9 protein-coding genes are annotated in these 11,514 nt (G+C 60.2%); 6 read left to right on the forward strand and 3 right to left on the reverse strand.

What is annotated here, in order from left to right; all coding sequences use genetic code 11:
• Positions 1 to 48: 48 nt before the first annotated feature.
• The 6 genes from JIO00_RS21690 (at position 49) to JIO00_RS21715 (ending at position 7,567) form a co-directional block, all read left to right on the forward strand.
• Complete coding sequence (locus JIO00_RS21690) at positions 49 to 2,172, forward strand: TonB-dependent receptor plug domain-containing protein (RefSeq protein WP_145309693.1); 2,124 nt, start codon at positions 49 to 51, stop codon at positions 2,170 to 2,172.
• Positions 2,173 to 3,105 carry an ABC transporter substrate-binding protein gene (locus JIO00_RS21695; RefSeq protein ID WP_200666814.1) on the forward strand — a complete coding sequence of 311 codons (933 nt, stop codon included), beginning with the start codon at positions 2,173 to 2,175 and terminating at the stop codon, positions 3,103 to 3,105.
• The gene (locus tag JIO00_RS21700; RefSeq protein WP_010457080.1) at positions 3,102 to 5,003 is read left to right on the forward strand and encodes an ATP-binding protein; all 1,902 of its coding nucleotides are present in this window, start codon (positions 3,102 to 3,104) and stop codon (positions 5,001 to 5,003) included. The genes JIO00_RS21695 and JIO00_RS21700 overlap by 4 nt, the downstream gene beginning before the upstream one ends.
• 248 nt (positions 5,004 to 5,251) lie before the next feature.
• Complete coding sequence (gene fabA / locus JIO00_RS21705) at positions 5,252 to 5,767, forward strand: 3-hydroxyacyl-[acyl-carrier-protein] dehydratase FabA (RefSeq protein ID WP_008148022.1); 516 nt, start codon at positions 5,252 to 5,254, stop codon at positions 5,765 to 5,767.
• 11 nt (positions 5,768 to 5,778) lie between these two features.
• A complete protein-coding gene (gene fabB, locus JIO00_RS21710) occupies positions 5,779 to 6,999 on the forward strand; it encodes a beta-ketoacyl-ACP synthase I (protein ID WP_010457084.1) in 1,221 nt (406 codons plus the stop codon).
• Between the two features lie 379 nt (positions 7,000 to 7,378).
• Positions 7,379 to 7,567, forward strand: coding sequence for a hypothetical protein (locus tag JIO00_RS21715; RefSeq protein ID WP_010457086.1), 189 nt, complete (start codon positions 7,379 to 7,381; stop codon positions 7,565 to 7,567).
• 70 nt (positions 7,568 to 7,637) lie between these two features.
• On the opposite strand, the gene JIO00_RS21720 is transcribed toward JIO00_RS21715, so the two are convergent.
• The 3 genes from JIO00_RS21720 to relA all read right to left on the reverse strand — a co-directional run bounded on the left by JIO00_RS21720 (position 7,638) and on the right by relA (position 11,418).
• Positions 7,638 to 8,180: a DUF2058 domain-containing protein gene (locus JIO00_RS21720; protein ID WP_010457087.1), complete on the reverse strand. Its 543-nt coding sequence runs from the start codon at positions 8,178 to 8,180 to the stop codon at positions 7,638 to 7,640.
• A gap of 28 nt (positions 8,181 to 8,208) precedes the next feature.
• Complete coding sequence (gene mazG / locus JIO00_RS21725) at positions 8,209 to 9,042, reverse strand: nucleoside triphosphate pyrophosphohydrolase (protein WP_010457090.1); 834 nt, start codon at positions 9,040 to 9,042, stop codon at positions 8,209 to 8,211.
• Between the two features lie 132 nt (positions 9,043 to 9,174).
• Positions 9,175 to 11,418, reverse strand: a complete 2,244-nt coding sequence (gene relA, locus JIO00_RS21730; RefSeq protein WP_010457093.1) for a GTP diphosphokinase — start codon at positions 11,416 to 11,418, stop codon at positions 9,175 to 9,177.
• Positions 11,419 to 11,514 lie beyond the last annotated feature (96 nt).

The raw sequence follows: 11,514 nt of genomic DNA on the forward strand, positions 1-11,514 counted from the left end.
ACAGCTCGGTTAACATGCGCGCCATCTCATCGTTATCAAGGACGTTTCGTGTCGTTTGGCTCTCCTTCACCCTCCTCTCCGCTGGTTCTGGCATTGCTTTTCAGCTCGCCATTGCTGGCCGACGACTTGTTCCTCGACAACGAATCGCTGCCGCAAGTGCTCACGGCCACCCGCCTGAAGCAGTCGCCGGCCGCAGTCCCGGGAAGCATGACGGTGATCGACAGCGAACTGATCAATGCCAGCGGTGCACGGGACATCAGCGAATTGCTGCGCCTGGTGCCGGGCATGATGGTCGGCAATATCAGCGGTAATCAGGCGGCGGTGAATTACCACGGCACCAACGCCACGGAAGCGCGGCGCATGCAGGTGCTGATCGACGGCCGCTCGGTGTACCGCGCTGGCCTGGCCACGGTGGACTGGAGTGATATCCCGGTGGCCATGGAAGACATCGAGCGCATCGAGGTTTTCCGCGGCCCCAACACGGTCAGCTACGGCGCCAATGCGTTGATGGCGGTGGTCAACATCATCACCCGCAACCCGGCCGACAGCCACGGCACGCGGATGAAAGTCACCCGTGGCCAGCGCGGCATCGATGATTTTTACGCCAGCCAGGGTGTGGGCTGGGACGGCGGCGACCTGCGTCTGTCACTGTCCGGCCAGCAGGACGACGGCTTCGACACCGACAGCAACGGTGCTGATTATCGCGACAGTCGCCGCTTGAACCGCTTCAACCTTGCCGTCAGCCAGACCCTGAGTGAAAACCAGAGCATCGACTGGCAGTTGAACGCCAAGGACGGAACCAACCAGCGGCCTTATACCTACCGCCCGGTGTTCTCCGGGATTACCGCAGCCGGGAACAATTCCGACGTCGTTGCCAAGGACTACGCCGGTTCGTTGCGCTGGAACCTGGACATCAATCCTGATCACAGCCTTTATATCCAGGGTTCGGCTCAGCACTGGGACCGTCAGCAGACCTGGCGCGCCTGTGATGCGGAAGTTTCGTTCAGCCCGCAACTGACCGAGCTCTGGCAGCTCAACCCGAACTACACCGAACGCCTGGCGCGCAACATCGAGCGCTTCACCGGTCCCGGCGCGCCGGCCGGCACGGCGGCGGAACAAGCGCTGGGCAATCAAGTGCTGGCGCAATGGCGCAACGGTGCCCGGCAAACCCTCTGTGGCGACATCGACCAGAGCGCCCGGGAAACGCGCTACGACCTGGAACTGCAAGACACCCTCAGCCTGTCCGACAGTCTGCGACTGGTCAGCGGCATGAACTATCGTTACGACCGGGCAAATTCCGAGACCTACTTCAATGGCACGCTCGACGACACCACCTGGCGCGCATTCGGCCAACTCGAGTGGCGCGCCACCGAGCACTGGTTGCTGCAGGGCGGCGCCATGTTCGAAGACACGCAATTGACCGGCAGCTCGCTGACCCCGCGGGTAGCGGTCAATTACCTGATCAACCCGCGTCACGGCTTGCGCGCGGTGTACTCGGAAGCCATCCGCTCACCGGACATGTTCGAGAACAACGTCAACTGGAGTTACCAGGTGACCAACCTGCGGCCCAGTGCCTACGGCCAGACCAGCGCCCGGTATTTCGTCAAGACCCGCGGCCCCGGCGACCTCGAACAAGAACGCATGCGCTCGCGCGAGCTGGGCTACAACGGCTACTTCGCGGAGCTTGGGCTGACGGTCGATGTGAAACTGTTCTACGACGAAATCAGCGGCATGATCAGCGAACCCCTGCGCAACAATCAGTACATCGCCAGCAATTCCAACAGCTCGCGCTTCAAGGGCACGGAAACCCAGCTGGACTGGCGCCTGAGCAGCGCCGACCGGCTGCGCCTGACTTACGCCTACGTCGACGCCGAGGCGAGCAATCCGCAGGATGAGCGACTGACGGCGCGCAACAGCGGTTCCGCCGGTTGGCTGCGCAACTGGGGCCACGGCTGGAACAGCGCCCTCTTCTATTACGGGGACGACGCCCTCAACGGTTACCGCTTCGAACGCGTCGACACGCGCATCGCCAAACGCATCGGCCTGGGCAAGGCCAATCTGGAACTGGCCGGCGTGCTCCAGCAGCGCCTCGACCATCAACCCACCACCTTCGTCGACAACAACTATGACGAGCGTCGGGTGCTCTACTTCAGCGCGGAGCTGACGTTTTAAATGCTGCATCGCCTGTCGCGGAAGTCGCCAACCCTTGGCCGCCTGCTGGCAGGGGTGTGCCTGGTGTTTGCCGGCCTGCTTGGCAGCCTGACGATTCAGGCCGCCGACATTCTGCTGACCGGCGCCGAAGACAGCCCGGGCGTGCAATCCTTTGTGCAGGCGCTGAGCGGCATGCGCCCGGCCGACAGAGTTCGCTTCCAAGTACTGGACAGCTTGCCGAGGCCGGGCGCACTGCCCGGCGATACCCGTTTGATCCTGCTCGATCTGCCGAGCCTCGACTGGCGCCTGCAAGAGACACAAGGTCCGCCAACGCTGGTGCTGCGTATCAGTCGCCTGCAAGCCCATCATCGTTTCGGCGCTGACTTTCCATCGCACCTCAGCCTGCTCTGGAGCGATCCGCCGCTGGATCGGCAATTGCGACTGACCCGGCTCATCCTGCCCGAGGCCCGACGCATCGGCGTGCTGTACGACAGTCACAGCGAATTCCTGCTCAGAGAATTGCGGCTGTCGGCACAAGCGTTGGGCCTTGAAGTGATCGCCGAGCGATGGGACAACACCAACGACAGCCGCCCTTTACAGAATTTGCTGAAGAACTGCGACGTGCTGCTGGGACTCGACGACGCCGATCTGTACAACCCGAAAACCGCAAAAAACCTGCTGTTGAGCAGCTATTCGCGACAACTGGCGCTGGTCGGCCCGAACGCCGCGTTCGTCAAGGCTGGTAGCCTGGCCAGCACCTACAGCGATCAGAACGATTGGCTGGAAGTGCTCGACGAATTGCTCGATCGGCCGCAGACAGGCTGGCCCCGTGCGTTGTATCCAAAACACTTCAAAGTGTTAAGTAATCCGCAGGTGGCTCGTTCATTGGGTATTGAACAGGTGACTGAAGCGTTTGTCGCAGCACAGTTGGCCGAAGGAGAAAGCCGCCCATGACCTTCCGTCGCGGTTGGGACATCAACACCCGCACGCAGATCATCAGCCTCGGCCCCGCCCTGTTGCTGACGTTGCTGCTGATCAGTTTCTTCACCTTCGTGCGGATCCAGGACCTGCGCCAAGAGCTCAACCACACCGGCCAGCTGATCGCCAACCAATTGGCCCCCGCCACGGAATACGGGGTGATCTCGGGCAACAACGAGGTACTCGAAAGTTTGCTCAAGGCGACGCTGGCCACGCCCAACGTGCGCTTTCTCGAAGTCCAGGACAGCGCCAACCGGATTCTGGTGTACGTCGAGCAACCGTCGGAAACCCATGCCCGCTCGCATCAGGTCGAAGTGTTCCAGGCGCCGGTGCGGCTGCAACGGATCGCGCTGAACAATGATTTCTTCCAGGGCAGCAACGTCGCCAACACGGCCCCGCCCGAGGACTATCTGGGCCGGGTGATCGTCGGCTTGTCCAATGACGCCTTCAGCCAGCGTCAGCAGGAAATCCTGTTCAAGGCCGGGATTCTCGCCTTGTTCGCGCTGCTGTTTACCTTTCTGGTGGCCCGACGCCTGGCCGGCAGCCTGTCGCAGCCGATCCGCGACATCGGCCACGCCGTGAAGGCGATTCAGGAGGGTGATTACAAAACGCCGCTGCCGATCGTCGATGACACTGAGTTGGGCGCGTTGTCGCAGCACATCAATAACCTCGCGCAAGGCCTTGAGCAGGCCAGCCGTGAGCAGCAGCAGGCCATGGCGCAATTGATCCAGACCCGCGAAGAAGCGGAAAAGGCCAACAACGCCAAATCCGACTTCCTGGCGATGATGAGCCACGAACTGCGCACCCCAATGAATGGCGTGCTGGGCATGCTGCAACTGCTGGAAACCACCGACATGACCGAGGAGCAGATCGAGTATGCGGCGCTGGCTTCGGAGTCGACCGAACACCTGCTCAAAGTCATCAACGACATTCTCGACTTCTCGCGCATCGAGCGTTCTGAACTGGAGCTGGAACACATTCCGTTCAACCTCGCTGACCTGATCAGCAGCTGCGCCCAGTCGTTCCAGCACAGCGCGGCGCAACGCGGGCTCGATCTGGCCCTGGCGATTCCCGAGGACATGCGCGCCTTGCAGGTTCAAGGCGACCCGACGCGGATCCGGCAGATTCTGGTCAACCTGGTGGGCAATGCGCTGAAGTTCACCGAGCAAGGCCGCGTCAGTATCGAACCGCAATGGCAGTCACTGGATCACGAACTGCTGTGGTTCACCTGCACCGTGCGCGACAGCGGCATTGGCATCTCGGCCGAAAGCCTGGAGTTGATGTTCAACGCGTTCCAGCAGGCCGACAGTTCTATTTCAAGGCGTTACGGCGGCACCGGGTTGGGATTGCCGATTGCCCGCACCCTGGCCGAACGGATGGGCGGCACCTTGCGCGCCCAGAGCGAAGAAGGCCTGGGCTCGGTGTTTACCCTGGAAATTCCGTTGGCCCTTTATAAGCAGTCACTGCCGGAGTTGAAACCACGGACACAGAGCGGCGACGGCCATGGTGAAGGACGCAATGTGCTGCTGGTGGAGGACAACCCGGTCAACCAGACGGTGATCGAAGCAATGTTGCGCAGTCTGGGCTTTACTGTCAGCGTCGCGACCGATGGCGCGCAGGCGGTGCAAAGCGCCAAAAGCCTGATATTTGAAGCGATTCTGATGGATTGCCGACTGCCGATCATCGACGGCTACGAAGCAACCCGCCAGATCCGCCTGCTCCCCGGCTGCGCAGACTTGCCGATCATCGCCCTGACCGCCAATGCCTTGCAGGGCGACCGTGAAGCGTGTTTATCAGCTGGAATGAACGATTACCTGGCCAAGCCCTTCAAACGCACTGATCTGCAGCAAATTTTGCAGCGCTGGGTGCAGTAGTACAGGCCTTTCGACCATCTGCGACTGGCGTGAAAGGCGAAAGTGCGGCAGTCTTAGGCACCCGAACAGGCCCGAAAAGGGGCTTGAATAATAATTTCAGTGCACAAGTGTACATTCATGTCCTTGGTGCTGTGACTTTCACCACAACGCAATAGTCTATGAGTAGGCTGCTGACTCGAGGCATGAACGCCTCGGTCGGCCGGGAAGATTTGCCCCACCCTGCCGCATGGGACTATTGAGGAGCTCGCATGACCCAACAAAACGCCTTTACTCGGGAAGACCTGCTGCGCTGCAGTCGCGGTGAGCTGTTCGGCCCGGGTAACGCACAACTGCCCGCCCCGAACATGCTGATGGTGGATCGCATCACCCATATCAGTGCCGAGGGTGGCAAGTACGGCAAAGGTGAATTGGTCGCCGAGCTGGATATCACTCCTGACCTGTGGTTTTTCGCCTGCCACTTCGAAGGTGATCCGGTGATGCCAGGCTGCCTGGGCCTCGACGCCATGTGGCAACTGGTCGGTTTCTTCCTCGGCTGGCAAGGTCTGCCGGGCCGTGGCCGTGCGCTGGGTTCGGGCGAAGTGAAATTCTTTGGCCAGGTCCTGCCGACCGCCAAGAAAGTCACCTATAACATTCAGATCAAGCGCGTGCTGAAGGGCAAGCTGAACCTGGCCATCGCCGATGGTTCGGTCAGTGTCGACGGCCGCGAGATCTACACCGCCGAAGGCCTTCGGGTCGGCGTTTTCACCTCCACTGACAACTTCTAAGGGTTATCCGCATGCGCCGCGTCGTTATCACTGGTCTGGGCATCGTATCGTGCCTGGGCAATGACAAAGAGACCGTCTCCGCTAACCTGCGTGCAAGCCGCCCTGGCATCCGGTTCAACCCGGAATATGCCGAAATGGGTCTGCGTAGCCAGGTTTCCGGCTCCATTGACCTTCCCCTCGAAGAGCTGATCGATCGCAAGATCTATCGCTTCGTCGGCCACGCGGCGGCGTACGCCTACCTGGCCATGAAAGACGCCATCGCAGACTCCGGCCTGACCGATGAGCAAGTCTCCAACCCGCGTACCGGCCTGATCGCCGGTTCCGGTGGCGCCTCCACGCTGAACCAGATGGAAGCGCTGGACATCCTGCGCGAGAAAGGCGTGAAGCGCGTTGGCCCATACCGCGTCACGCGGACCATGAGCAGCACCGTTTCCGCTTGCCTGGCCACACCGTTCAAGATCAAGGGCCTGAATTACTCCATCGCTTCTGCCTGCGCCACCAGTGCTCACTGCATCGGCAACGCCATGGAACAGATCCAGATGGGCAAGCAGGACGTCGTGTTCGCCGGCGGCGGTGAAGAAGAGCATTGGAGCCAATCGTTCCTGTTCGACGCCATGGGCGCACTGTCCAGCCAGTACAACGAAACCCCGGAAAAAGCTTCCCGTGCCTACGACGCCAAGCGTGACGGTTTCGTCATCGCCGGCGGTGGCGGCATGGTCGTGGTCGAAGAGCTGGAACACGCTCTGGCCCGCGGCGCGAAGATCTACGCGGAAATCGTTGGCTACGGCGCGACCTCCGACGGCTACGACATGGTCGCCCCAAGCGGCGAAGGCGCCATCCGCTGCATGCAGATGGCCATGTCCACCGTCGATACTCCGATCGACTACCTGAACACCCACGGCACCTCGACTCCGGTCGGCGACGTCGCGGAAATGAAAGGTGTGCGTGAAGTGTTCGGCGACAAGGCCCCGGCCATCAGCTCCACCAAGAGCCTGTCGGGTCACTCCCTGGGCGCCGCCGGCGTTCACGAAGCGATCTACTGCATGCTGATGATGGAAGGCAACTTCATGGCGGGCTCCGCCAACATCGAAGAATTGGACCCGGAAGTGGCAGACATGCCGATCCTGACCAAGACTCGCGAAGACGCCACCATCAACACCGTGATGAGCAACAGCTTCGGCTTCGGTGGCACCAACGCCACCCTGGTACTGAAGCGCTGGACCGGCAAGTAATACTCCGCCGTCTCGCAGCACACAAAAACGCCCCGACTGGTTCGGGGCGTTTTTTTATGCCTGAAAAAATGTGCACTGCGATGCTTTTTGTAGGAGCCAGGCTTGCCGGCGAAGGCGCACTGAAGGACGCCTTCGCCGGCAAGCCTGGCTCCTACAGATACCGTGTTCTACCAGCGAGATATTCACGGCGAACATGAAGCTTTTGTCATGAAACTCAATGCCCTGCGACCGAATGCCACGTGTTTGGCGGGCTGCAGGACTATTGTCGGTTTCGCAAAAATTCGTTACCGAACTCAGTCGTTTACTTAGCAGGCTAACCAAACATATAACAGAGTCCTGCACACGCCTTGCTGCAGATAACAGAGATTGGAGCTAGCAGATGACTGTAAAAGTAACTGAACGCGACGATTCACATAAATCCCATGAAGGCATAGCCGCCGGTATCCGTATCTGGGATGTACATCAACAAGACATGCTGGTGGGGATGTTTCATTCCGAAACCGACGCCCACAGCTACAAGGCTGAACTGGAAAAACAGGAGCAGCAACGAGCGCTCCGATCTGCATAAGCAATGACAGCATTGAAAACGACAAACCCCGCCATGAGCGGGGTTTGTCGTTGTTGAAGCCGTTAAAGGCTTACCACATCAGATCATCAGGGATCTGATAGGCCGCGTATGGATCATCTTCGGCAGCGACTTCTTCAGTCTTGACGTTCAGCTGCACGATGCGCCGAGGATCGCGCTCCTGAATCTTCAGGGCCGCCTCACGCGGGATCACTTCGTAGCCGCCGGCATGGTGCACGATCGCCAGGAAGCCATTGCTCAACTGGTTGCGCATCAGCGTGTTGACGGAGATACGCTTGACCTTCTTGTCGTCAACGAAGTTGTAGTAGTCCTCGGTCGTCAGCTTCGGCAGGCGCGATACTTCGATCAATTGTTTGATCTGCGCCGCTCGAGCCTTGGCCTCGACTTTCTCCTGTTGCTGACGGTTCAGCTCCTGGTCGCGCTTGACCTTCTCGGCCATGGCTTCCTGGGCGGCACGCTGCTGCGAGTCATCGAGTTCAATCTGGCCTTTATGGGCCAGGCGTTGCTGCTTCTGCTTCTCTTTGCCGACCTGTTTGGCCTGCTTTTGGTTGACCAGCCCTGCTTTGAGCAACTGGTCGCGAAGGGAAATGCTCATGGTGCTTATTTCTCACTTAGGCCACTGCTCAACCGCAGCTGGGCAAATTCTTTTCCTGACGTTTGGCTTCGCCCCACAAGGCGTCCAACTCTTCGAGGGTGCAATCTTCCATGGGACGGTGGGTGTCGCGCAATGCCTGTTCGATAAAACGGAAGCGTCTTTCAAACTTGCTGTTGGCGCCACGCAGTGCAGTTTCCGGGTCGACTTTCAGATGACGCGCCAGATTGACCACGGAAAACAGCAAATCACCCACCTCATCGGCAATCGCTGCCGAGTCATTGTCGGCCATGGCTTCGAGCACTTCATCGAGTTCTTCGCGCACCTTGTCCAGCACCGGCAAGGCGTCCGGCCAGTCGAAACCGACCTGCCCCGCGCGCTTCTGCAACTTCGCCGAGCGGGACAATGCAGGCAGCGCGGCAGGCACATCGTCGAGCAAGGACAGCTGTTCGGGCGCGGATGATTTTTCGGCGCGCTCCTCAGCCTTGATCTCTTCCCAGCGCTGCTTGACCTGCTCTTCACTCAGACGCGGAACATCCAGCGGCGCGTACAGATCACCGGTTGGAAATACGTGAGGATGGCGACGGATCAGCTTGCGGGTGATGCTGTCGATCACACCGGCGAATTCGAAGCGCCCCTCTTCCCGGGCCAACTGACTGTAATAAACCACCTGGAACAGCAAATCGCCCAACTCGCCCTGCAAGTGATCGAAGTCACCGCGCTCGATGGCGTCAGCGACTTCGTAGGCTTCCTCAAGGGTGTGCGGGACGATGGTGGCGTAGGTTTGCTTGATGTCCCACGGGCAACCGAACTGCGGGTCGCGCAGACGGTTCATCAGGTGCAGCAAGTCTTCAAGTGAATACATCAATCAATCTCTACATCTGCAATGCGGTATGTCGGCCCAACCGTAACCTTGTAGGAGCGAGGCTTGCCCGCGAAGGCGGTGTGTCAGGTATGACGCCTTCGCGGGCAAGCCTCGCTCCTACAGGGATCATCATCACGGTGTACGGTTACGCCGGGTTTCGATGATGTTCGGCAACTGGGAAATCCGTCCCAGCAACCGCCCCAATGCATCCAGCCCCGGAATCTCGATGGTCAGGGACATCAGCGCGGTGTTGTCCTCCTTGTTCGAGCGGGTGTTGACCGCCAGCACGTTGATCCGCTCGTTGAGCAATACCTGCGACACGTCACGCAGCAAACCGGAACGGTCGTAGGCGCGGATGATGATGTCCACCGGGTAGGTGAGTACCGGCACCGGGCCCCAGCTGACCTGAATGATCCGCTCCGGCTCGCGCCCGCCCAGTTGCAGCACCGAGGCACAGTCCTGACGGTGAATGCTCACGCCACGGCCCTGGGTGATGTAACCGACAATGGCATCACCCGGCAACGGCTGGCAGCAGCCGGCCATTTGCGTCATCAGATTGCCGACACCCTGAATCTGAATGTCGCCGCGCTTGCCCGGTTTGTAGCCGGTGGCTTTGCGCGGGATCAGTTCCAGCTGCTCATTGCCGCGTTCCGGCTCGACCAGTTGTTGCGCCAGGTTCACCAGTTGCGCCAGGCGCAGATCGCCCGCGCCCAACGCGGCGTACATGTCTTCGGCGGTCTTCATGTTGGCCTTGTCGGCCAGCTTGTCGAAGTCCACCGCTGGCAAGCCGAGACGACTGAGCTCACGTTCGAGCAGGGTTTTACCGGCCGCGACGTTCTGATCACGCGCCTGCAACTTGAACCAGTGAACGATCTTTGCCCGTGCCCGCGAGGTGGTGATGTAACCCAGGTTCGGGTTCAGCCAGTCGCGGCTCGGAGTGCCGTGCTTGCTGGTGATGATCTCGACCTGTTCACCGGTTTGCAGGCTGTAGTTGAGCGGTACGATGCGCCCGTTGATCTTCGCGCCACGGCAGTTGTGACCGATTTCGGTGTGCACGCGGTAGGCGAAGTCCAGCGGGGTCGCGCCCTTCGGCAGGTCGATGGCATGACCGTCCGGGGTGAAGATGTAGACCCGGTCCGGCTCGATATCGACCCGCAACTGCTCAGCCAGACCGCCGATGTCACCCAACTCTTCATGCCACTCGAGGACCTGGCGCAGCCAGGAAATTTTCTCTTCGTAGTGGTTGGACCCGGATTTGACGTCGGTGCCCTTGTAGCGCCAGTGCGCGCAAACGCCCAGCTCGGCTTCTTCGTGCATGGCGTGGGTGCGGATCTGCACTTCCAGCACCTTGCCCTCGGGGCCGATCACCGCGGTGTGCAGCGAGCGGTAGCCGTTCTCTTTCGGGTTGGCAATGTAGTCGTCGAATTCCTTCGGAATGTGCCGCCACAACGTATGGACGATGCCGAGCGCGGTGTAGCAGTCGCGCATTTCCGGCACCAGCACACGAACGGCGCGCACGTCGTAGATCTGGCTGAACTCCAGCCCCTTGCGCTGCATTTTGCGCCAGATCGAATAGATGTGTTTGGCCCGGCCGCTGATGTCGGCGTCGACGCCGGTGGCCTGCAACTCGACTTTCAGCTGGTTCATCACATCGGCAATGAAACGCTCGCGATCCAGACGCCGCTCGTGCAGCAACTTGGCGATCTGCTTGTACTGATCGGGCTCAAGGTAACGGAAGGACAAATCCTCCAGTTCCCATTTGATATGACCGATACCGAGACGGTGAGCCAGCGGCGCATAGATGTCGAAGACTTCACGGGCAACGCGATTACGCTTTTCGTCGTCGGCGGTTTTCACCGCACGGATCGCGCAGGTGCGCTCGGCCAGTTTGATCAGCGCGACGCGCACGTCGTCGACCATGGCCACCAGCATTTTGCGCAGGTTTTCGACCTGGCCCTGGGTGCCCAGCACCAACGATTGACGGGGGCTCAGGCTGGCGCTGATCGCCGCCATGCGCAACACGCCGTCGATGAGTTTGGCGACCACCGGACCGAAGCGCTGGCTGACCGCCGGCAGTTCGATCTGGCCTTCGCGCACGCCGCGGTACAGGACCGCTGCGACCAACGAATCCTGATCGAGTTTGAGGTCGGCGAGAATCTCGGCGATCTCAAGGCCGGTGCGGAAACTCGAGGTCCCTTCGGACCATAGATTCTTCGCCGCATTGGCCTGTTGTTCAGACACGCGAGCGAACTCGCACGCTTCCTTCAAGGCTTCGCGATCCAGTGCCAGATCGACACTGACCGCATGATCGAGCCAAGCCTCGAGATTGATACTGCCGTCAGTGTTGATCGGCTGGTGTGCTCTCACCTGTACCATCTTGCTTACCTTCCCTACGACGCAGATTCAATGCGTCAATTCGCTGACCTTCATTGCCCGATTGCCCTCACGGGGCTACTGCAAGAGCGGCACGGG

This window comes from Pseudomonas sp. SW-3, from assembly GCF_016615645.1.
Taxonomy (GTDB): Bacteria; Pseudomonadota; Gammaproteobacteria; order Pseudomonadales; family Pseudomonadaceae; genus Aquipseudomonas; species Aquipseudomonas mandelii.

Coding starts and splice junctions, on each gene's coding strand:
- JIO00_RS21695 (WP_200666814.1), top strand. CDS start 2,173: ATGCTGCATCGCCTGTCGCGGAAGTCGCCAACCCTTGGCCGCCTGCTG.
- JIO00_RS21700 (WP_010457080.1), top strand. CDS start 3,102: ATGACCTTCCGTCGCGGTTGGGACATCAACACCCGCACGCAGATCATC.
- fabA (WP_008148022.1), top strand. CDS start 5,252: ATGACCCAACAAAACGCCTTTACTCGGGAAGACCTGCTGCGCTGCAGT.
- fabB (WP_010457084.1), top strand. CDS start 5,779: ATGCGCCGCGTCGTTATCACTGGTCTGGGCATCGTATCGTGCCTGGGC.
- JIO00_RS21715 (WP_010457086.1), top strand. CDS start 7,379: ATGACTGTAAAAGTAACTGAACGCGACGATTCACATAAATCCCATGAA.
- JIO00_RS21720 (WP_010457087.1), bottom strand. CDS start 8,180: ATGAGCATTTCCCTTCGCGACCAGTTGCTCAAAGCAGGGCTGGTCAAC.
- mazG (WP_010457090.1), bottom strand. CDS start 9,042: ATGTATTCACTTGAAGACTTGCTGCACCTGATGAACCGTCTGCGCGAC.
- relA (WP_010457093.1), bottom strand. CDS start 11,418: ATGGTACAGGTGAGAGCACACCAGCCGATCAACACTGACGGCAGTATC.